The sequence below is a fragment of the Saccharopolyspora rectivirgula DSM 43747 genome, assembly GCF_000497205.1.
Lineage (GTDB): Bacteria > Actinomycetota > Actinomycetes > Mycobacteriales > Pseudonocardiaceae > Saccharopolyspora > Saccharopolyspora rectivirgula.
The window spans coordinates 1-20,349 of the sequence record NZ_AYJW01000067.1 but is presented as its reverse complement, the minus strand read 5'-3'; the positions used below and the strand labels follow the sequence as shown (position 1 = coordinate 20,349).

Below are 20,349 nucleotides of genomic sequence, written 5' to 3'. Positions count from 1 at the left end.
GTGCTACCTCGCTACCTAGGAGGCCACGAGCACTGCTCAGCGTCGAACAGTGAACGATCACCCGAAATCGGGCGGGCTGTGGGACCGACACTCCTCGGATGGTGGGTATGGGGCAACATCTAGATAGTCGTGCCAGGGCATACGGCCAATCAGATCACACCGGCGGAGCACTTCAGATCAACGGACGAATGCTCACGGGATTCAATATCACCGCCAGAAAATCAGGTTGTCGTACACGTCTGGCACCACATAAAAGTTACCCTCGTCATCGGGTTCTTCGCGGAGGACAGACGAGTACGAGTCGGCAGGGGCGGTGACTCTAAGCGGAAGTGGCGCGGTAACTTTTTCTGTTTTCCCCTCGCCGTCGGCGAGGAGCTCGAGGAAGGGCCACCATTCGTAACTACCGTTTCGAGCTTCCGCTTCTATCAAAATGGTTACTTGATCATGCGGACCAAGCAGGACTTGTTTACCAGGAAATGGAACGCCGAGCGGCAACGGATTCCGAACTTTTTCGGTATATTCCTCCAGGGAGTCCGAATAAATGAACTCCTCGTCGAGAGAACGCACCGTTGGCCGTGGCGCGTCGAGATTAACACCTCCCAGTAGGTACTCGCTCTCTTCTGCGCCACCTCCTATAGCAAGCGGTCGATACAACGTACCCGTCATCGGAGGCCCTAGTCGACGAACTTCAACGCCGACACGATGGATGATGACGGATCGCCGCAAGCTCTCCAGGACGATCCACACCGCCATACGACCACACCAGGCACCCCCTGATTCAATAATTCGAGAAACAACATTTTCGACATTTAAGAAATCTTCCGGGGAAGACGATTTCGGCAGAGCATATATGAGCTCCCAGTTCGGCGTCCAATCGGAAGGATATACCCGGTTGATTTGGACGGCAGGCCCACTTTGCGGCGGGAATTCGTAATTGTGTTTTTCGCGTTCACGAGCCTCTTTTTCTTCTTCGCGTTCATTTGTTTGATGCGGGTACCATAGACCAACGGCTCCGACTGCTAGTGTTCCCGCAGCAATAAAGAAGTTTCGACGCGTCCACGGAGGTCGCGGCGGATGCCGCTTAACCGAGTTCATTTCCGGCAACTGTGCCGCCGACTTTTCCGGCTCAATATCCGCATGACCTTGCGCTGAGATCGGCTCCACTGGAGATTCCTGCTCTTCGGCGATCGCATCCTCATCGCGCTCAGGCCGCTCCGAGTTGCTTTGGGGTCCGACAACGGTCAAGGCGCACCTCACACTCAGTAACTGATCATTGCCGAGTGTAGTGGCCAAGTGGCTGATGACAGGAGGTTCTTTTTGCAGAATTAGCCCGAATGCCAAATGCTCAATGAGCCCATACCACGAATTGACCACTGTCTGACGACGGCTTGCATCTCCAATAGCGGTAATCCAGTCACCGACGTCAGCGCTCACGAGGACAAGCAGAACTGCAGCCTCAAGTCAGTCGGCGAACCAGCGCGCCGTCAAGATGCAGATCTTGACGGCGATGGGACTTGTTCCCGCGCTTCAGGGCACTGCTGGAGTCGCAGATGAGCATCCACTGATCCTCAGGAGGCCAGGTTCTCGCCCAGTTGTGCGCGGTGTGGCAATGCATGCATTAGCTGGAAAAAGCCTGTTTTCTCAAGAGACAGCGTCCGCGGTGGGCGCAGCTGGGTTCGAACCAGCGACCCCTTGCTTGTAAGGCAAGTGCTCTTCCGCTGAGCTATGCGCCCTTGGGCAGCAGCCGACCGGCGGCGCCCGTCTGGATCACCGGGACTACTTTACCGGCAGGCCGCTGCAGCCTGGCAACCGGCTCGTCACTCACCGAGCTCGGCCAGCGCCTTCTTCCAAACACCCTGGTCACGCGGCTCGCCCGGCTGGTTCACCTCGGTGAACCGGACGATGCCTTCCTTGTCGATCAGGAAGGTCCCGCGCAGCGCCATTCCCGCCTGCTCGTTGAACACGCCGTAGGCCTTGGCGACCTCACCGTGCGGCCAGAAGTCCGAGAGCAGCGGGAAGGTGTACCCCTGCTGGTCCGCCCACGCCTTCAGCGCGAACGGGGTGTCCACCGACACGCCGATGACCTGGACGTTGTCGTTCTGGAAGTCGGCCAAGTCATCCCGGACCTGGCAGAGCTCGCCCTGGCAAATACCGCTGAACGCGAACGGGTAGAAGACCAGCAGCACGTTCTTCTTCCCGCGGAAGTCAGCCAGCGAGACCTGCTGCTTGTTGTAGTCCGGCAACGTGAAGTCCGGCGCCTGCGCACCGACCTCGACCGCCATGGATCGCACCCTTCCTTCGATGTGACCTTGCAAGGCCGAACCTACACCGAAGAAACATCCGTGGGCACCGGTCACCGCCAGCACCCACGGACGCGCTCGTCCACCAGGCCCTCAGCGCCGGGCTTTGGCCCGCCGGTACGCGAGCCGGGTGCCCAGCCAGCCCTCACCGACGCTCACGCTCGCCGTCTGGGCCAGGTTGGCTGTCGATGCCGCTTCCGCAATGTCACTGGGCTCGACATAGCCCTCGCGCCCGGTCTTCGGGGTGAGCACCCAGATGACCCCGTCGTCGGACAGCGGTGTCATGGCATCGAGAAGCGTGTCCGTCAAGTCGCCATCGTCGTCCCGCCACCACAGCAGCACCACGTCGACCACTTCGTCGGCATCTTCATCGAGCAGGTCGCTACCGCAACGCTCCTCGATAGCGGCCCGGACATCGTCATCGACATCCTCATCCCAGCCCAGTTCCTGGACTACCATGTCCGGCTCGATATCGAGCCTGTCGGCGACGTCGACCTCGCCTTTGCCGGCGTCTCCCGCGGCGACCACGGTTCTTCTCACTCCTCCAATGCAATTGGTGCGACCAACTGGCCCCACCTGGATTTCCAAGGCCTGGCCGATAGCGAACACTGCCAACCGCCACCAGCGCAACTGCTGACGACGCGACACGCCGCAGCAGTAGGTGAAATCGACTGTAGACGGCGATCGGCGTCGCGAACAGTACCGGCAGCGGGCGTCTCCGGTGCTCATGCACATACCGGCCGGAAATGCGCGACTATGGGCGTGTTGGACATCACCATGTGAAGCGCGACCCAACCACGACGCAGTCGAGGAGCCACCCGTGTCCCCGCTCAACAACGACGTCAACGGCAGCCGCCCCGCACAACGGGTGCGGGTGATCCGTGACGGTCACACCGCGCACCTCCCGGAGATCGACCCGGAGGAGACCCAGGAATGGCTGGAGTCCTTCGACGCAGTGGTCTCCAATTCGGGCCAGCAGCGCGCCCGCTACCTCATGCTCCGGCTGCTGGAACGATCTCGCGAGCGCGGTGTCGGCGTTCCCTCGCTGACCAACACCGACTACGTCAACACCATCCCCACCGAGCAGGAGCCCTGGTTCCCCGGTGACGAGGAGACCGAACGCCGCTACCGCGCCTGGATGCGCTGGAACGCCGCGATGATGGTGCACCGGGCGCAGCGGCCCGGGATCGGTGTCGGCGGGCACATCTCCTCCTACGCCTCCAGCGCCAGCCTCTACGAGGTCGGCTTCAACTGGTTCTTCCGCGGCAAGGACCACCCCGGCGGGGGCGACCAGCTGTTCATCCAGGGCCACGCGGCCCCGGGCATCTACGCCCGGGCGTTCCTGGAAGGCCGGCTCACCGAGCACCAGCTCGACGGCTTCCGCCAGGAGTACTCGCACGCCGGCCCCGGAGGTGGGCTCCCCTCCTACCCGCACCCCCGGCTGCTGCCGTGGTTCTGGGAGTTCCCCACGGTGTCCATGGGGCTCGGGCCGATGAACGCGATCTTCCAGGCCCGCTTCAACCGCTACCTGCACGACCGCGGCATCAAGGACACCAGCCAGCAACGGGTGTGGGCGTTCCTCGGCGACGGGGAGATGAACGAGCCCGAGTCCCGCGGCCTGCTGCACGTGGCCGCCAACGAGGCCCTGGACAACCTGACGTTCGTGGTCAACTGCAACCTGCAGCAGCTGGACGGCCCGGTGCGGGGCAACGGGAAGATCATCCAGGAGCTGGAGGCGTTCTTCCGCGGCGCCGGCTGGAACGTCATCAAGGTCATCTGGGGCCGGGAGTGGGACGCCCTGCTGCACGCCGACCGCGACGGCGCGCTGGTCAACCTGATGAACAACACCCTCGACGGGGACTACCAGACGTACAAGGCCAACGACGGCGCGTACGTGCGCGAGCACTTCTTCGGCCGCGACCCCCGCACCAAGGACCTGGTGAAGAACCTCAGCGACGAGGAGATCTGGGGGTTGCGCCGCGGCGGGCACGACTACCGCAAGATCTACGCGGCCTACAAGGCGGCCACCGAGCATCACGGCCAGCCCACCGTGATCCTGGCCAAGACCATCAAGGGCTACGGGCTGGGCCCGCACTTCGAGGGCCGCAACGCCACCCACCAGATGAAGAAGCTGACCCTGGACGACCTGAAGCTGTTCCGGGACAGCCTGCGGATCCCGATCAGCGACGAGGAGCTGGAGAAGGACCCGTCCCTGCCGCCCTACTACCACCCGGGCGAGGACGCCCCGGAGATCCAGTACATGAAGGAGCGGCGCCGCCGTCTCGGCGGGTACCTGCCGGAGCGGCGGGTCAAGTCCCGGCCACTGGTGCTGCCCGGGGACAAGGTCTACGAGGCGGTCCGGCGCGGCTCCGGCAAGCAGAACGTGGCCACCACGATGGCGTTCGTCCGGCTGCTCAAGGACCTCGCCAAGGACCCGGAGATCGGGCCGCGGCTGGTGCCGATCATCCCGGACGAGGCCCGCACCTTCGGGATGGACTCGATGTTCCCGTCCCAGAAGATCTACAACCCGCTCGGCCAGCTCTACACCCCGGTGGACTACCAGTTGATGCTGGCCTACCGGGAGAGCGAGCAGGGGCAGATCCTGCACGAGGGCATCGACGAGGCCGGCTCGAGCGCTTCGTTCATCGCGGCCGGCACCAGCTACGCCACGCACGGCGAGCCGATGATCCCGATCTACATCTTCTACTCGATGTTCGGGTTCCAGCGCACCGGCGACAACCTGTGGGCGGCCGGTGACCAGATGGCCCGGGGCTTCCTGCTGGGGGCCACCGCGGGGCGCACCACGCTGACCGGTGAGGGGCTGCAGCACGCCGACGGGCACTCCCAGCTGTTGGCGGCCACCAACCCGGCGGTGGTGGCCTACGACCCGGCCTGGGCGTTCGAGATCTCCCACATCGTCCAGGACGGGCTGCAGCGGATGTACGGGGAGAACCCCGAGGACGTGTTCTACTACCTCACCCTCTACAACGAGCCGTACCAGCAGCCGCCGGAGCCGGAGGACCTGGACGTGGAGGCGCTGCTGCGCGGCCTGTACCGGTACCGCCCCGCCCCGGAGGGCGACGGGCCGCGGGCCCAGATCCTGGCTTCGGGGGTGATCCTGCCGGAGGCGCTCAGAGCCCAGGAGATGCTCGCCGAGGAGTGGGGTGTGCTGGCCGACGTGTGGTCGGCGACCTCGTGGTCGCGGCTGCGCAGGGAAGCCGAGGAGGCGGACCGGCACAACCTGCTCCACCCCGAGGCCGAGCCGCAGGTACCGCACGTGACCCGGGCTCTCCAGCAGGCCGAGGGGCCGGTGGTGGCGGTGAGCGACTGGATGCGGGCCGTTCCCGACCTGATCCGTCCGTGGGTGCCGAAGGACATGGTCAGCCTGGGCACCGATGGTTTCGGTTTCTCCGACACCCGGCCGGCCGCCCGGCGGGTGCTGTTGGTGGACGCCGAGGCCGCGGTGGTGGCGACGTTGAGCGCGCTGGCCCGGGCCGGTCGGGTCGATCGGTCGACGGTGGCGTCGGCGGTGGCGCGGTACCGGTTGGACGATCCGCAAGCCGCCGCGGGGCAGGCCGGGGATCCGGAAGGGAGCTGAGCGGACGGTGGGCGGGCGGCTCCGGTTTCCCGCCCACCGGGGCCGCTACTGGCAGGACACCGGTTCCGCCTCGGTGAGGTGGAATTCGGCTCGCTTGTCGAGCAGCAGCGGGACCAGCGACCGGGCCGGTTGCCGCATCGGCACGTAGCGCCCGCCGTTCTCGTCCGGGAGGGTGCGCACGTCGTGCAGCTGGAGTTTGTCGGCGACCTGGGTGTACTGCTCGCCGGTGAGCCGGTAGCCGCACGGCGGGTTGTTCTCCACGTCCCCCGGGGCGGGTGGCTCGTTGTCGGCCCCGCCGAAGTACACCGGTCCTTCGTTGCGCAGCCCGGCCAGTCGGGCCTCGGTGGTCGCCCGCTCGATCTCCGCGCGGTGTTCGACGAGCATCCGCAGGGTCGCCTGCACCGCGACCAGGTGGGAGTCGACCCGTCGCCGGTTGTTGACCGCCGGGTCGTTCTGCTCTTCCCCGCTCAACGGGATCTGCCGGGTTTCCACCAGCAGGCCCAGCGCGTTCTTCACCCCGATGGTGTTGCGCAGGATGCGTTCCTGGCCGTCGCCGGCCACCTGCTTGATGGGTTCACCGGTTTGCGGGTCGGTCCAGATCCCGTAGACCCCGCTGGTGAAGCCGGCTCCTTCCACCGCGGGGCGGACGTGCTCCTCGGACAGCGCGCGGGCCGCGTCGTGCACCGGTTCCGCGGTGTTGAGGTTCCGCGGCCACAGGGCGAGCACGTCCTTGTCGTAGTAGGGCGATTCCCCGGTGTACTCGTGCAGGTCGTGCACGATGTCCGGCTGGTGCTCGCGGACGACGCGGGCGATGGCCCTGGCCTCCGGGGATTCCAGGGTGATGTGGTCCCGGTTGATGTCGGTGCCGACCGCGTTCCCCCGGGTGTCGGCCACTCGCCCGTCCGGGTTGGCCGTCGGCACGAACAGCACGGTCGTGGTGCGCAGCAGCTCCGCGACCTGCGGGTCTTCCGAGTAGGCGAGGTCGCGGATGGTGCTCAAGCAGGCTTCCCGCCCGGACGGCTCGTCACCGTGCTGGGAGCACACGAACAGCACTGTGGACGGTGAGTGGTGGGCTCCCAATCGGACCAACCGGAGCGGGCGGTGCTGCAGAGTGGTGCCGATCTGCTGCACTGACACTTCCGGGTTGGCCGCGGCGATGGTTTCCAGGAACCCGGTTTCCTCCTCCGGGGTGGTCCATCTGGCCCCATTGGACTGCTCGAATCCGGTTTCCGGCGGGGCATCGGGCTGGGCGTGGCCCGCCGGGGCCACCAGCAGAGCGCCCAACATGGTTGCAGCAGCGGCGAGTCGAGCGTAGTGCGGCATGGACTCTCCTTTCACGATGCCGATGAGCATCGCTCAGGAGTCCCACCGCGACCAGTCAGCCGTTTGCCGCTATGCTTTCCTGCTTTTGCCGCTGTGCCGTGCGGTTCCACGACCACCAGCCGTGGAGCACCACGGCTGCGAACACCACGTAGATCGCAGCGCTGAACCACAGGCCGGAGGCGATTTGCAGCGGCACTCCGACCGCGTCGACGGCGAGCCAGATCAACCAGAACTCCACCAGGCCCCGACCTTGGGCCCAGAACGCCATCACCGTGCCGACGAAGATCCAGGCGTCCGGCCAGGGCGCCCAGGAGGCGTTCAGGGCCTGCAGCAGCAGGGCGAACGCGGCTGTTCCGGCCGCCAGCATCCCGATCAGCGCGAGTCGTTCGGCGCCGGTGGCCTTGCGGATGACCACGCCGAAAGCCGGGTCGGCACGGTGCTTCCAGGCCCACCAGCCGTAGATCGAGATGGCGAGGATGACCACTTGGCGGATCGCCAGGCCGCCGAGACTGGCGGCGGTGTAGACGGTGAACAGCAGGACGGTGGCGCACACCTGCACCGGCCAGGTGGCGATGAAACGCCGCTCCGCCAGGAACACCACTGCGAGCGCGCAGAGCTGGCCGACCAGTTCGGCCCAGGAGATGCGCTGCCCGAGAACGGTGATCCCGCTGTTGAGCGCCCAGTCGGCGAAAGCTCCCATGCTGGCCTCCCCCAGCCTCGGGTGCGCCGGGGGCGAGCGGGCTGGCGCGCACACCTGGCCTGCAGGCGTGCGCGGCTGCCCGTGCGCTTCCTCCCATCCGGACTTTCACCGTCGGTCCCGGAATTCCACCGGGTCGGCCGGCGCCTCGAGCGCGAGGGCGCCGGGTCGCGGACTGTCACCGCCGGTTCGGACTTCCACCGAGCCCCGGAGCGCACGACTCGTTCACGTGTCGAAATACATCCTGGCTGGTCGCGCCGCCCAACTCAGGGATGTGTGCCGGTTATCACAGCACATCGCTTTCGAACAGGCGGTCGAATGGCGTGGGTGTTCGGGGGTAGACTGCCAACAGCGACCAACGGACGGGAGGGCACGCAAGGATGAACGACACCGACCGCGCCATCCTGGCCTTCGAGAACGAGCACTGGCGCTACCCGGGCAACAAGGAACGGGCTGTCCAGGAGCAGTTCGGGCTCTCGCTCACCCGCTACTACCAGCGCCTCAACCAGCTGTTGGACGACCCGGAGGCCATGCGGCTGCAGCCGGCCCTGGTCAAGCGATTACAGCGGGTCCGCGACGCCCGGGCACGACGCCGCAGCGGCCAGGCCAGGAAGACCGCTTAACGCGCTGCTCGGATCGCTGCTGCCCGAGCGGCGGCGATCTTCGTCCGGAACCGGTCGAGATCGATGTAGCCCGGGTCGATCTTGTTCGTCGCGCTGGTCTCCCGGTGCCCTCGACAAGCGTCCGCCGGCTGCCCCAAGCGCTCGAGCACGGCCCCCGCGGCGCGCAGGGCCGCCTCGTACTGCGCTTCGCTCGGCGCCTGCTCCACCCCTTGGTAGTCGAGCTCGAAACCGACGTAGAGAACGTTCCCGTCCCCGGCCGGAACAGGCCCCGATTCGATGGCTTGCCCGGCGTGGTTGGCTCTCCCGGCGGCGATCACGTGCACCGCGCCGTCGAACCCGATCAGTGCGTGGCACAGCGGCCCTGCCAACCCGGGCCGCCCGTTGATGCACATCTGCAAGGTGGGAGCCGGATCCTCGGCGGAGGCGTAGTAGGCGGTGTGGTGCAGCAGCACCCCCACCGGCTCCGGTTGCGGTCCCGAATCCGCGGTGCGCTGCTGCCAACCGGGGACTTCGTGCACGGTGAGCCCCGTTTTCCGCAACACGTCCGCCAACCAGTCGAGCGGTAGTGCCATCTCTGATCACATCCCGGAGAAATCGCCGTCGGTAGCAGCAGAGTGCCGGGGAACGGGAACAACATCGACAACCGAACGCATGAAATGTCCGAAAAACCGGCTACGGGGTGAGCCCCGAAGGCCGCCCCGCTCACCGGGAAGCACCAGTGGTGCCCGCCGCTGCCGCGGGACCGGGGACCAACGACCGCGGCGGACTGTGAGCGACCACACCCGCTCGGCAGACCGGGACGGGGGAAGAACCCGGCGTGCGATTCTGGGGGCATGGATACCGAACGCGCAGGTGATCTCGACATGCGCGCGCAGCGGGAGCTCTCCCCCTCCACCCTGCACCGGCTGGAACGGGCGTCCGGCGGTTTGGCCAGTGCGAGCGTTTCGGCCATGGAGCAGCGGCTTCCCTGGTTCCGCCGGTTGTCAGCCGACCAGCGGGCGAGCGTGCTGCTGGTGGCCCAGACCGGGGCGGCCAACTTCGTCTCCTGGTTGCAGGACCCCACCGAAGCCATCCGGCTGACCGCCGAAGCGTTCCGGTCGGCCCCGAGGGACCTCTCCCGCTGGGTCAGTCTGCGCCAGACCCTGGAGATGGTGCGGACCGCGATCGACGTCTTCGAGCAGCAGCTGCCGGAGCTCGCCGACGGGGAGGCCGAGCGGACCCTGCTGACCGAGGCGATCCTGCGGTACACCCGGGAAGTCGCGTTCGCCGCCGCCACCTCCTACGCGGCGGCCGCCGAGGCCCGCGGCGCCTGGGACGCCCGGCTGGAAGCGCTCGTGGTCGACGGCATCGTGCGTGGTGACGCCGAGGAGTCCTTGCTCTCCCGGGCCGCCGCGCTGGGGTGGGAACCTTCGTCGCCGGCGACCGTGCTGGTCGGCAACTCGCCTTCCGAAGACCCGCCGAAGGTGGTCTACGAGGTCCGCAGCCGCGCCGCCCGGGCCGGTTGCCCGGTGCTGCTCGGCGTGCAGGGCACCCGGCTGGTGGTGGTCTACGGCAGCGGGAACCAGCGCAGCTCCAGCGACCAGGACATCGCCAGCAAGCTCTCCGAAGCGTTCGGGGAAGGCCCGGTGGTGGTGGGCCCGACGGTGGACACGCTGGCGGAGGCCCACCGATCCGCGGCGGACGCGATGTCCGCGCTGCGCGCGGTGGCTGCCTGGCCGGCCGCGCCCCGCCCGGTCTCCTCCATCGACCTGTTGCCGGAACGCGCCTTGGCCGGTGATCCGGAAGCGGAGCGGCTGCTCGTCGAGCGGATCGTGCTGCCGCTGGTGGATGCGGGCGGTTCGCTGATGGAGACTGTGGACACCTACCTGGAGGCCGGCGGGGTGTTGGAGAACTGCGCTCGGCAGTTGTACGTCCACCCCAACACGGTCCGCTACCGGCTGCGCCGGGTCGCCGAGTTGACCGGCCGCAGCCCTTCCAACGCCCGCGACGCGCACGTGCTGCGGGTGGGTCTGGCGATCGGTCGATTGGCCAAGTCACGAGGGCTTTGGTGAGCGTCCTCCCCCGCGGGAGGGGATTCACCGCCCGTCAACCACGCGGTCACGGATTTGGCACGGGCGACAACTCGAACGCGGATCAGCGATCAGCTCTCCGCAACCTGTTGTAGGACATGCACAAAATTGTGCTTTGGACTTCGTCCGCGCCAGCATCACAGAGATCGGCTCCGGACGTGTTCAGTAGCAAGGGTGATCGCCCTTCTAGCTCCCGGTCAGGGGTCGCAAACCCCTGGGATGTTCAAACCCTGGCTCGAACTCGACGGTGTCGAGCAGCGGCTGGCCGCTTGGTCCGAGCTGGTCGAGCTGGACCTGGTCCGGCTCGGCACGACGGCGGACGCCGAGGAGATCAAGGACACCGCGGTGACCCAGCCCCTGGTGGTCGCGCTGTCGCTGATCGCCGCCGAGGAACTGCAGCGCCGGGTGGCGATTCCCGCTGGCACACCGGTGGCCGGTCACTCCGTCGGAGAGCTCGCCGCCGCGGCCGTGGCCGGGGCGTTGAGCTTCGACGACGCGGTCGCGCTCGCAGCCGTGCGCGGCCGGGAGATGGCGGCGGCGTGCGCGCTGCAGCCCACGGGGATGTCCGCCGTGCTGGGCGGTGATCCCGACGCGGTCGTGGCGGCCCTGGAGAAGCTGGGCTTGGACCCGGCGAACCGCAACGGTGCTGGTCAGATCGTTGCCGCTGGTCCGCAGGAGGCGCTGGCCGAACTCGCCGAGCAGCCCCCGGAGGGCGCTCGGGTGCGGCCGCTCCCGGTGGCGGGGGCGTTCCACACCCGGTTCATGGCGCCGGCCCGGGAAGCGCTCGCCAAGCATGCGGAGAAGATCACCGCCAAGGACGCCGAGCTGCCGCTGCTGTCCAACGCCGACGGCGCGGTGGTGTCCGCAGGCGACGAGATCGTCGACCGCTTGGTCTCCCAGGTGACCAGCCCGGTCCGCTGGGACAGCTGCATGGCCACCTTGGCGGAGCGGGGTGTGCGGGCAGTCGTGGAGTTCCCGCCCGCGGGCACGCTGTCAGGCCTGGTGCGGCGCGAGCTCAAGGGGGTCAAGGCGGTGCCGTTGAAGACGCCTGACGATCTGGACAAAGTGGCTGAACTGCTGGAGAGCAACGCGTGAGCACCCGACCGACCATCAGCCAGCTCGCTCCGGCCGCTGGCGCCAGGCTGCTGGGTTTCGGCAGCACCCAAGGCAACCGCGTCGTCACCAACGACGACCTGGCGAAGCTGGTGGACACCAGTGACGAGTGGATCCGGCAGCGAGTGGGCATCGTGCACCGCCGGCTCGCCGACGACGACCAGTCCGTGGTGAGCATGGCGGTCGAGGCCGGTTCCAAGGCGATCGCCGACTCCGGACTGGCCCCGGCCGACATCGACACCGTGATCGTGGCGACGTGCACGATGCCCGGGCCGATCCCGAACGCGGCGGCCCAGGTCGCCGACCGGATCGGCATCAAGGCGCGGACGGCGTTCGACCTCAACACCGCCTGCGCCGGGTTCGTCTACGCGTTGTCCACCGCCACCAACTACATCCGGTCCGGCGCGGCGCGCAACGTGCTGATCATCGGTTCGGAGCGGCTGCAGGACTGGTTGGACTGGCAGGACCGGGCGAACTGCATCATCTTCGCCGACGGTGCGGGTGCCGCGGTGGTGACCGCCACCGACCAGCCGGAGATCGGACCAGCTCACCTGGGCAGCGCCGGTGACCTGGTGGACACCATCTACCTGCGGGACAACAAGTACATCTTCCAGGAGGGCCAGTCGGTCTTCCGGTGGGCCACGACGAAGATCGCCCCGGTGGCGGCCAAAGCGGTGGAACTCGCCGGGCTCCAGCTGTCCGATGTGGATGTTCTGGTTGCGCACCAGGCGAACTTGCGGATCGTGGAGGCCATCGCCCGCAAGCTCAAGAGCCAGGGCGCGCGTGACGACTTGGTCGTCGCCCGTGACATCGTCTACTCCGGCAACACGTCGTCCGCGTCCATCCCGCTGGCCATCGACCACATGCGGGGTGCCGGAGAGATCTCCAGCGGTGATGTGATGCTGCTGGTGGGGTTCGGTGCCGGGCTGTCCTACGCCGCCCAGGTCGCTGTGTGCCCCTGACCACCCACTGCCGCGTCCGCGCGGCTTGAACAGCGAAAGAAAGGAACGAATCCGTGAGCAGCAACGAGGACATCGTCAACGGCCTCGCCGCGATCGTCGAGGAGGTCGCCGGGGTCGACGCCTCCGAGGTGACCATCGACAAGTCGTTCGTCGACGACCTGGACATCGACTCGCTGTCGATGGTGGAGATCGCTGTGCAGGCCGAGGACAAGTTCGGCGTCAAGATTCCCGACGATGAGCTGGCCAACCTCAAGACCGTCGGTGATGCGGTGGATTACATCACCAAGAACAAATGACCGTGAACGTCGTCATTACCGGCCTGGGCGCGACGACACCGCTGGGTGGTGACGTCGCGTCCACTTGGGACGGAGTGATCAACGGCCGGACCGGGGTGCGGAGGCTGGAGGCCGACTGGGTCGAGGAGCACGACCTCCCGGCCAAGCTCGGCGCCCCGCTGGCCGTGGAACCGAGCGAAGTGCTGCCTCGGGTGCAGTTGCGGCGCATGGACCGGTGCGAGGCCATCGCGGTCATCGCCGCCCGGGAGGCCTGGGCGGACGCCGGTTTCGAACTGCCCACCAAGGACAGCGAACCGGTCGAACCGGAACGCCTCGGGGTGTCGATCGGGACGGGCATCGGTGGTCCGCTGACGCTCCTGGCCCAGGACGACGCGATGGAGAAGGACGGGATCCGCAAGGTCTCCCCGCTGACCGTCCCGATGCTGATGCCCAACGGGCCGGCCGCGATGGTCAGCTTGGAGCTGCGGGCCCGCGCCGGGGTGCACACCCCCGCCTCGGCCTGCGCCTCGGGTGCCGAGGGGCTGGCCAAGGGCTGGGACATGATCCGGCAGGGGCTGGCCGACGTGGTGGTGGCCGGTGGTGCTGAGGCCTGCATCGCGCCGATCACCATCGCCGGGTTCGCCCAGGCCCGGACGCTGAGCACCCGCAACGACGACCCGGAGGCCGCTTCTCGACCGTTCGACGCCGACCGCGACGGGTTCGTGATGGGCGAAGGCGCCGGCGTGGTGGTGCTGGAGAGCGAGGAGCACGCCAAGGCCCGCGGTGCGCGCATCTACGGCCGGTTGGCCGGGGTGGGCATCACTTCGGACGCCTACCACATCACCGGCAGCCACCCGGACGGCATCGGCCAGATCAACGCGATGAAGCTGGCGATGCGGACCGCGGAGCTGCAGCCTTCGGACATCGGTCACGTCAACGCGCACGCCACCTCCACCGTGGTCGGTGACGTGGGCGAGGCCAACTCCATCCGCAAGGCGCTGGGTGACGGCGTCGCGGTCACCGCCCCGAAGGGCTCGCTCGGCCACCTGGTGGGCGGTGCTGGTGCGGTGGAGAGCATCGTGACGATCCTGTCGCTGCACCACGGCATCATTCCGGCCACCCGCAATCTCGAACAGCTCGACCCGAAGGTCGAACTCGACGTGGTGGCGGACAAGCCTCGGTACGTCGAGCAGTCCGCTGCTCTCAACAACGCCTTTGGTTTCGGCGGGCACAACGTTGCACTCGCCTTTACCAGGGAATGACCGGCCGGTCCCGTGAAATGCGGGATTTCCGCAAACGGACGGCGGTATGAGCATTAATTGATTTTCTGCTCATACCGCCGCTTTCCCTGCTCGTGCCGAAAACCCCACACCCGGTCGTCCGCACCGCAGAACGAATCGATTCAGCCGGTGCGGCCCGCAACCACCCCGAATTTTCGGAGGTACGAGATGACTGCCTTGGCCACCCGGCCGGAAAATGAGCAGGCAGAACGTGATTCACGCGATCCTGCAGTACGTCTCGAGCAATTGTTGGACGCCGGATCGATCGACCCGCTGCACCCGCGGGACGACAGCGGAATGCTGGCGGTGCGCGGCCGCATCGGTGGCGTCAAAGTCATCGTCTACTGCAGCGACGCGACCAAGAAGGGCGGCGCTTTGGGGGCTGAAGGCTGCCGTCACATCGTCGATGCCATCGACATGGCGGTGCGCGAACGCTGCCCGGTGATCGGGGTGTGGCATTCCGGCGGGGCCCGCATTCCCGAGGGGGTCGAATCCCTCGACGGCATGGGCCAGATGTTCGCCGCGATGATCCGCGCTTCCGGCCGGATCCCCCAGATCTCCGTCGTCGTGGGCCCCGCCGCCGGTGGCGCGGCCTACGGTCCGGCGCTCACCGACGTGGTGATCATGGCTCCTTCGGGCCGGGTGTTCGTCACCGGTCCGGACGTGGTGCGCAGCGTCACCGGCGAGCAGATCGACCAGGAAGGGCTCGGCGGGGTCGAGGCGCACGGCAAGAAGTCCGGTGTGGTGCACGTCGTGGCCGAGGACGAAGCCGACGCCTACCGGCGAGCCCGCCGGCTGACCGGCCTGTTCGCCGACCCGGGTGTTTTCGACATGCACTCGGTGCAGGACGAGCAGGACCTGCGCGCGCTGCTGCCGGACCGGCCGCAGCGGGCCTACGACGTCAAACCGCTCTTGCGGGCCATCCTGGACTCCAATCCCGACGGGAGCACCGAGTTCGAGGAGCTGCAGGCGAAGTGGGCCCCGAACATCGTGGTGGGTCTGGGCCGGTTGGGCGGCCGGAGCATCGGGGTCATCGCCAACAACCCGTTGCGGAAGGGCGGCTGCCTGGATTCGCTCTCCGCGGAGAAGGCCGCGCGCTTCGTGCGGATGTGCGACAGCTTCGGCGTTCCGCTCCTGGTCGTTGTGGACGTGCCGGGGTATCTCCCGGGGGTCGACCAGGAGTGGGGCGGTGTTGTGCGGCGCGGCGCGAAGCTGCTGCACGCCTTCGGCGAGGCGGTGGTTCCCCGCGTCACCTTGGTGACCCGCAAGTCCTACGGCGGCGCGTACATCGCCATGAACTCCCGAGCGCTGGGGGCCACCGCGGTCTTCGCCTGGCCGGAAGCCGAAGTCGCGGTGATGGGGGCGAAGGCCGCCGTCGGCATCCTGCACCGCAAGACCTTGGCCGCGGCGCCGCCGGAAGAACGCGAAGCCCTGCAGGCCAAGCTGGTCGAGGAGCACGAGCGGGTGGCCGGCGGGGTCGGCCGGGCACTGCAGATCGGGGTGGTCGACGAGGTGATCGACCCGGCCACCACCAGGCGGAAGATCGCCGAAGCGCTCGCCGGGGCCCCGGCCGGTCGCGGATCGCACGGCAACATCCCGCTCTGAGCCCCCGCTGGGCGCCGCTTCCGGCGGCGCCCTCACTCGCACCGGCTGACCAAGGTGTTGCCCGGCAGTTTGCTGGTGTCCAACCGGATTCCGGCCGGGGCGTCCACCAGGGAGTACACCACTTGCCAGCGCACGCAGGCCAGCGGGAGCTCGGCCGGGGCGTCCGCCGGGTCCTGGGTGCTGGTGAAGGTCAGCAGCACTTGCAGGGAGTTGCCGTCGCCCGGCTCGATCCGGTGCACCACGATGTCGCTGTCCCGGGTGGTGCGGTACTCCCGCATCCACTTGTCCCTGGGCAGTTCTTGCCACTTCTCCGGCACCACCGTGGTCTTCCAGGTGTCGTACTGCCGGAAGTTGATCGCGTTGAAGTGGGTTTCCAGCAACCAGCGCACGCGCTCGTGGTCGGGGTGGGCGGCTGCGTCCGGGCTGAAGGTGATCCCGGAGGAAGGCGGTGTCGAGGAGGTCTGCTCAGGAGCCCCGGCCGACGTCCGGTAAGCGCTGCGGGCGAGGAGCCCGCCGGCGACGCCGACCAGCAGCACAGCAACAACAGCCGGGAAAACCCGCTTCAGCCAGGTTCGTGCAGCCACGTGATGAGCTTCGCACATCGGCTGCCGACCGTTGCCGGTGCGGCTGGTCGGCTGATCAACCCACGCGGTGCAGCCAGATGACCGGGGCCCCGTCGCCGGCGTGGCGGAACGGTTCGAGTTCGGCGTCCCAGGCCGCGCCCAGCAGCTGGTCGACCCGGTAGCTGAACGTCTCCGGGGTGCGGGCTTCGGCAGCGAGCGCGCGCAATTGGTCCTCGCTGACCACGATGTCGCCGTTCGCACTGGTGCAGGCGCTCCACAAGCCGAGCCCGGGCACGTGGCAGAACCGCTGCCCGTCCACCCCGGGGCTGGGGTCTTCGGTCACCTCGAAGCGCAGCATGGGCCACGCCCTGAGGGCCGACACCACTCGCGCCCCGGTTCCGGGTTCACCGGTCCACGCGCATTCCGCGCGCAGCTGCCCGGGGGCGGCTGGTTGCGCTGTCCAGCGCAGTTCTGTCCGCACGCCGAGGGCGCCGGAGATCGCCCACTCGACGTGCGGACAGACCGCAGACGGCGACGAGTGGACGTAGATCACGCCACTGGTGCTGCCACGGTTGCTCACTGCTGACCTCCGCTTTTGACGAGGGACGTCTTCCCCTACGACCTCGTCTCAAGCCCGGTCAACCAGTTGCCGCGTAATTTTGCATTGCAGGTGGCGAGGCGCGCCACAAGAGCTTTTCCGGTTTTCCCGCCCCGCATCGGGGTGAAAAGTGTTGACCGGAGCGCCGCGTCACCTGTCCTGCGAGGACGAAATCGCTGCTCGATGCACTGCCGTCCCGGGTTCCGGTTCGTGCTGCCCGGTTCCGGGGCCGCTGGTGGGCAAGCGAGCGATACCACCCGAACAAGCGACCTCGACAACTCGGCGGTGTTGATCGGGCGCTCCCGCTAACGTGCTCATGAGCAGTTGGTGTTGCCGGACTGGAGGTTGTCGTGCGACTGGTGCGGCTTGACGACGATGCGCGGGAAGCCTCCGGAGACGGGGCTTCGCACGACAGCGGCCCCAGTGCGGTCAGCGCGGATGTCCGGGCCGCGGTCGCCGCGTGGGGCGAGGGGTGCTCGGTCTTGGGCGGGGTCGCGGTGTTCAACTGCCGTCCGCCTGGTTGCCCGCGCCAGTTGGACGCGGTCATGGTGCTGCCGCGCGGCGTGGTGGTCGTGCAGGGCACCGATCTCCCGGAGCCGGTGGTGCACCTGGAGGCGCCGCTGCGCACCCCGTGGAAGGCCGACGAATGGCCCTTGCTGCGTCCCGAAGGGGCGGTCAATCCGGGGCTGGAGGCCCTGGAGTCGGCAGCTGCGCTGGCGCGCGCCCTGCAGTCCCGCGGTCTGGAGCCGATGCCGGTGGCCGCGGTGGTCGCGGTGGGGCCCTACGCAGGGCGGATCACCCAGCCGACCACCGATCTGCACCGCGGGTTGCGGGTGCTCTCCCCCAGCACGACGTCGCTGCTCGCCGCGGCCCGCGAGTTGGCCACCTACGAGCGCGCCTGCCCGGTGGAGCCGGCGCAGCGGTTGCTGAAGGTGCTGGACGAGCGGATCGAGCTCACCGCCGAGGAGCTGGAGCGCGAAGGTTTCCCGCGGGACAACGATCCGGACTTGGCGACCGCCGACACCGTGCTGCTGCCGAAGGTCCGCGACCGGCGACCTGCGGCCGTTCGGGTGAAGCGGTTACCGGTGCTGATCGCCGCCGCTGTTGCCGCGGTGGTGTTGGCAGGCGTGTTGGTGGTCGCGCTGACCGGTCGACCACCGGCCGAGTCGGACCGGCAGCAGGCGGTGCAGCGGGTGGACGGGATCGAGTTCGTGCAGAAGGCCGAGGTGGCGGGGCGCGAGTGCGCCGAGCACTCCTACGGCGAGCTGCAGCGCTGGTTCACCGACCACCCCTGTCGCGCTTTGTCCCGATCGGTTTTCGCGACCCGGGTTTCCGGGGAGCCGGCGGCGGTGGCGGTGACGGTGGTCTGGGCGGCTGATGAGGCCGGTGCCCAGCAGCTGCAGGAGTTGGCCAGTTCGGCGACCACGGGCGGGATCACCGATCTGGTCGCTGATGGGCACGGTTGGCCGGGCGGGCCGGCGGAGTTCGCCAACGCCGCGCAAGCGGTGGAGCGGACCGGGAACCAGGTCAGGATCGTGCAGGCGGTGTGGGCGCAGCGGAGTTCCGAGCCAACGGACGTGTCCCTCCGGTCGTTGGCCGAACGCGGGTTGCGGTTGGAGATCGGGCGGTCGGAGTGATTCCGCGGGCAGCGGTCCGGTGCCCGGGGTGGCCGGGCCGGGTGTTCGCCGCTGCTCACCGGGATCGGTCCTGGAGCGACTGTTCTGATCGGACGGTTCCGGGGATGCGAGCGCGGTGGGTGTCCGCGGTTGCTACTCCCAGAAGGTGCCGGGCGCGTTGGCGCAGGCGCCGTTCTCCCCGCAGGCGCGCGGGACCGGGCGGATCTTCGCACCGTCCACCAGCCACTGCTGCCGGCCGGTGGACACCAGGTATCTGCCGAGCTGGTCCACCGACAACTGGACTTGTTCGGTGTTCAGCAGCCCGGCGTGGAACGGTGCTCCGCCGCTGAGCTGGCGTCCGCTCTTCGGGTCGAACACGGCGACCCGGTACTGGCCGGAGGCGCAGTCCACCGGTTGCAGGGCTGCCAACCGCTGTCCGGACCAGGTGATGGCCAGTGCCCCGCAGCCGCTGGGCACGTCGAGTTCGGTGGCTTGGCCAAAGCTGTTCGCGCCGGGCGGCAGGATCCAGATGTCGGGGCGGGGTGTCGAGCCGCCCAGCACCGCCAGGGTTCCGTCGGCGGCGAGCGCCACGTCCCGCACCGGTGCGTCGGAGGGTGTGGGGATGCGCCGCTGCCCGGAGTTCTCCAGGACCACGACGGCATCGCGATCGGTGATGGCCAGGCGTCCGCCGGCGGCGGACAGCTTGGGGCTTGCGCTGTCCGACCGGTACAGCGCTCGCTGCTGTCCTCCGCGCAGGACTTCGATGATCTGCGTGCCCTCCGGGGCGGGTGCGGTGACGTAGATCCGGCCGCCGGATGCGGTGAGGGGGTGCGGCAGGGAATTCGGGATCCGTCCGAATTCTCCGTTCTGCTGCCCGGACAGCACGTCGAAGGAAGCGATGACGCCCGGGCGCAGCACAGCCAGGTAGCTGTTCGGTTGAACGCTCACCGGCTCGGGGGTGTTCTGCTGCGGGATCAGGTTCGCGCCTAGGAAGACTGCGGCCATCGCGGCCGCGGCTGTTGCTACGACGGCCAGCGGCCGTCTGGGCACGGCTCTTCGACGGCGGGCAGCGGCGAGTATCCGGGGCAGGGCGTCGGGCCGCGGCTCCACGTCATCGGCGAGCATGTGCAGCTGCTCGCGCAGTGCCTGTTCCTCGTCGGTGAACTTCCTGTCGGTCACACCCGCTCCCCGAGCAGATCGGACAGTCGAGCCACCCCGCGCGAGCAGTACGACTTGACCGCGCCCTGGCTGCAGCCCATCAGCTCCGCGGTGCGTGCCTCGCTGAGGTCGGCGTAGTAGCGCAATACCACTGCTTCGCGCTGCCGCCGGGGAAGTTTCGCCAGCGCGTCGGCCAGGAAAGCCCGCTGCACTCCCCGCTCGGTGTTGTCCGGTTGGACGTCCTTGGCTGCAAGTCTGGGCTGGTACTTCCGGGCAACTCGCCGACGGCGCAGCAGTGAACGCGCCCGGTTCAGCACCGTCTGGCGCAAGAAGGATAAGGCCTTGTCCGGATCGCGCAGGCGGGCTCGGGAGTCGAAGACCCGCACGTAGGCGTCCTGCACGATGTCCTCTGCCGAAGCCCGGTCGTCCACCAGCAGTACGGCGATTCTCAGCAGTTGGCGGTAGTGCTCTTGGTAAAGGTCGGTCAGCTTGCTCGTCAACTCATCCATGGCCGCCCGCCGGTGGCGTCCAGCTGGCGGTCCATCGGGTGCGGCCGCGGGTGCACCACC

At 68.1% G+C, this 20,349-nt stretch carries 19 protein-coding genes, 1 tRNA gene and 1 riboswitch; of the genes, 9 read left to right on the top strand and 11 right to left on the bottom strand.

The features are described 5' to 3' along the window. Positions 1 to 207 precede the first annotated feature (207 nt). From SREC43747_RS21130 to SREC43747_RS0116005, 4 genes are all read right to left on the bottom strand, one after another. Positions 208 to 1,434, bottom strand: coding sequence for a hypothetical protein (locus SREC43747_RS21130; RefSeq protein ID WP_152528441.1), 1,227 nt, complete (start codon positions 1,432 to 1,434; stop codon positions 208 to 210). 227 nt (positions 1,435 to 1,661) lie between these two features. Further along, positions 1,662 to 1,733 (bottom strand) — tRNA-Val (locus tag SREC43747_RS0116015). 84 nt (positions 1,734 to 1,817) lie between these two features. Further along, positions 1,818 to 2,282, bottom strand: a complete 465-nt coding sequence (locus SREC43747_RS0116010; RefSeq protein ID WP_029722325.1) for a peroxiredoxin — start codon at positions 2,280 to 2,282, stop codon at positions 1,818 to 1,820. Positions 2,283 to 2,393: 111 nt separating this feature from the next. Further along, on the bottom strand, positions 2,394 to 2,828 hold the full coding sequence (locus SREC43747_RS0116005; protein WP_029722324.1) for a DUF3052 domain-containing protein: 435 nt from the start codon (positions 2,826 to 2,828) through the stop codon (positions 2,394 to 2,396). Positions 2,829 to 3,120: 292 nt separating this feature from the next. On the opposite strand from SREC43747_RS0116005, the gene aceE reads away from it, so the two are divergent. Further along, on the top strand, positions 3,121 to 5,898 hold the full coding sequence (gene aceE, locus SREC43747_RS0116000; protein WP_037332267.1) for a pyruvate dehydrogenase (acetyl-transferring), homodimeric type: 2,778 nt from the start codon (positions 3,121 to 3,123) through the stop codon (positions 5,896 to 5,898). A 45-nt stretch (positions 5,899 to 5,943) separates the two neighbouring features. On the opposite strand, the gene SREC43747_RS0115995 is transcribed toward aceE, so the two are convergent. Both SREC43747_RS0115995 and SREC43747_RS0115990 read right to left on the bottom strand, forming a co-directional pair. Beyond that, entirely contained in the window at positions 5,944 to 7,221 is a 1,278-nt protein-coding gene (locus SREC43747_RS0115995) for a M14 family metallopeptidase (RefSeq protein ID WP_029722322.1), read from the bottom strand. A gap of 55 nt (positions 7,222 to 7,276) precedes the next feature. Next, positions 7,277 to 7,921 carry a nicotinamide mononucleotide transporter family protein gene (locus SREC43747_RS0115990; protein WP_029722321.1) on the bottom strand — a complete coding sequence of 215 codons (645 nt, stop codon included), beginning with the start codon at positions 7,919 to 7,921 and terminating at the stop codon, positions 7,277 to 7,279. 81 nt (positions 7,922 to 8,002) lie between these two features. Next, a riboswitch (FMN riboswitch) is annotated at positions 8,003 to 8,136 on the bottom strand. A gap of 162 nt (positions 8,137 to 8,298) precedes the next feature. On the opposite strand from SREC43747_RS0115990, the gene SREC43747_RS0115985 reads away from it, so the two are divergent. Continuing rightward, on the top strand, positions 8,299 to 8,541 hold the full coding sequence (locus SREC43747_RS0115985; protein WP_029722320.1) for a DUF3263 domain-containing protein: 243 nt from the start codon (positions 8,299 to 8,301) through the stop codon (positions 8,539 to 8,541). On the opposite strand, the gene SREC43747_RS0115980 is transcribed toward SREC43747_RS0115985, so the two are convergent. Beyond that, positions 8,538 to 9,113, bottom strand: a complete 576-nt coding sequence (locus SREC43747_RS0115980) for a peptidoglycan recognition protein family protein (protein WP_081722637.1) — start codon at positions 9,111 to 9,113, stop codon at positions 8,538 to 8,540. The two genes, SREC43747_RS0115985 and SREC43747_RS0115980, sit on opposite strands and share 4 nt — an antisense overlap. A gap of 261 nt (positions 9,114 to 9,374) precedes the next feature. Here SREC43747_RS0115980 and SREC43747_RS0115975 point away from each other — a divergent pair, with 261 nt between their 5' ends. From SREC43747_RS0115975 to SREC43747_RS0115950, 6 genes are all read left to right on the top strand, one after another. Continuing rightward, positions 9,375 to 10,592, top strand: a complete 1,218-nt coding sequence (locus SREC43747_RS0115975; RefSeq protein ID WP_029722318.1) for a PucR family transcriptional regulator — start codon at positions 9,375 to 9,377, stop codon at positions 10,590 to 10,592. A 192-nt stretch (positions 10,593 to 10,784) separates the two neighbouring features. After that, positions 10,785 to 11,705, top strand: a complete 921-nt coding sequence (locus SREC43747_RS0115970; protein WP_029722317.1) for an ACP S-malonyltransferase — start codon at positions 10,785 to 10,787, stop codon at positions 11,703 to 11,705. After that, complete coding sequence (locus SREC43747_RS0115965) at positions 11,702 to 12,685, top strand: beta-ketoacyl-ACP synthase III (RefSeq protein WP_051388082.1); 984 nt, start codon at positions 11,702 to 11,704, stop codon at positions 12,683 to 12,685. Before SREC43747_RS0115970 ends, SREC43747_RS0115965 begins: the two co-directional genes overlap by 4 nt. Before the next feature lie 53 nt (positions 12,686 to 12,738). After that, positions 12,739 to 12,981, top strand: coding sequence for an acyl carrier protein (locus tag SREC43747_RS0115960; protein WP_029722314.1), 243 nt, complete (start codon positions 12,739 to 12,741; stop codon positions 12,979 to 12,981). Then, entirely contained in the window at positions 12,978 to 14,222 is a 1,245-nt protein-coding gene (locus SREC43747_RS0115955) for a beta-ketoacyl-[acyl-carrier-protein] synthase family protein (RefSeq protein ID WP_029722313.1), read from the top strand. The genes SREC43747_RS0115960 and SREC43747_RS0115955 overlap by 4 nt, the downstream gene beginning before the upstream one ends. 267 nt (positions 14,223 to 14,489) lie before the next feature. After that, on the top strand, positions 14,490 to 15,845 hold the full coding sequence (locus tag SREC43747_RS0115950) for an acyl-CoA carboxylase subunit beta (RefSeq protein WP_269077825.1): 1,356 nt from the start codon (positions 14,490 to 14,492) through the stop codon (positions 15,843 to 15,845). Positions 15,846 to 15,877: 32 nt separating this feature from the next. Here SREC43747_RS0115950 and SREC43747_RS0115945 read toward each other — a convergent pair whose 3' ends face one another. Continuing rightward, positions 15,878 to 16,429, bottom strand: a complete 552-nt coding sequence (locus SREC43747_RS0115945; RefSeq protein WP_236623229.1) for a hypothetical protein — start codon at positions 16,427 to 16,429, stop codon at positions 15,878 to 15,880. Positions 16,430 to 16,484: 55 nt separating this feature from the next. Next, entirely contained in the window at positions 16,485 to 16,988 is a 504-nt protein-coding gene (locus SREC43747_RS0115940) for a DUF3145 domain-containing protein (RefSeq protein WP_029722309.1), read from the bottom strand. Between the two features lie 368 nt (positions 16,989 to 17,356). Here SREC43747_RS0115940 and SREC43747_RS0115935 point away from each other — a divergent pair, with 368 nt between their 5' ends. Beyond that, positions 17,357 to 18,643, top strand: coding sequence for a hypothetical protein (locus SREC43747_RS0115935; protein ID WP_236623228.1), 1,287 nt, complete (start codon positions 17,357 to 17,359; stop codon positions 18,641 to 18,643). Positions 18,644 to 18,775: 132 nt separating this feature from the next. Here SREC43747_RS0115935 and SREC43747_RS0115930 read toward each other — a convergent pair whose 3' ends face one another. Beyond that, entirely contained in the window at positions 18,776 to 19,801 is a 1,026-nt protein-coding gene (locus SREC43747_RS0115930; protein ID WP_029722307.1) for a WD40 repeat domain-containing protein, read from the bottom strand. Further along, positions 19,798 to 20,289, bottom strand: coding sequence for a SigE family RNA polymerase sigma factor (locus SREC43747_RS0115925; RefSeq protein WP_037332260.1), 492 nt, complete (start codon positions 20,287 to 20,289; stop codon positions 19,798 to 19,800). The genes SREC43747_RS0115930 and SREC43747_RS0115925 overlap by 4 nt, the downstream gene beginning before the upstream one ends. Positions 20,290 to 20,349: the final 60 nt, after the last annotated feature.

Excerpts from the sequence above, each read along its gene's own strand:
- SREC43747_RS0116010 (WP_029722325.1), bottom strand. The coding sequence starts at position 2,282 with ATGGCGGTCGAGGTCGGTGCGCAGGCGCCGGACTTCACGTTGCCGGAC.
- SREC43747_RS0115995 (WP_029722322.1), bottom strand. The coding sequence starts at position 7,221 with ATGCCGCACTACGCTCGACTCGCCGCTGCTGCAACCATGTTGGGCGCT.
- SREC43747_RS0115990 (WP_029722321.1), bottom strand. The coding sequence starts at position 7,921 with ATGGGAGCTTTCGCCGACTGGGCGCTCAACAGCGGGATCACCGTTCTC.
- SREC43747_RS0115985 (WP_029722320.1), top strand. The coding sequence starts at position 8,299 with ATGAACGACACCGACCGCGCCATCCTGGCCTTCGAGAACGAGCACTGG.
- SREC43747_RS0115980 (WP_081722637.1), bottom strand. The coding sequence starts at position 9,113 with ATGGCACTACCGCTCGACTGGTTGGCGGACGTGTTGCGGAAAACGGGG.
- SREC43747_RS0115975 (WP_029722318.1), top strand. The coding sequence starts at position 9,375 with ATGGATACCGAACGCGCAGGTGATCTCGACATGCGCGCGCAGCGGGAG.
- SREC43747_RS0115955 (WP_029722313.1), top strand. The coding sequence starts at position 12,978 with ATGACCGTGAACGTCGTCATTACCGGCCTGGGCGCGACGACACCGCTG.
- SREC43747_RS0115925 (WP_037332260.1), bottom strand. The coding sequence starts at position 20,289 with ATGGATGAGTTGACGAGCAAGCTGACCGACCTTTACCAAGAGCACTAC.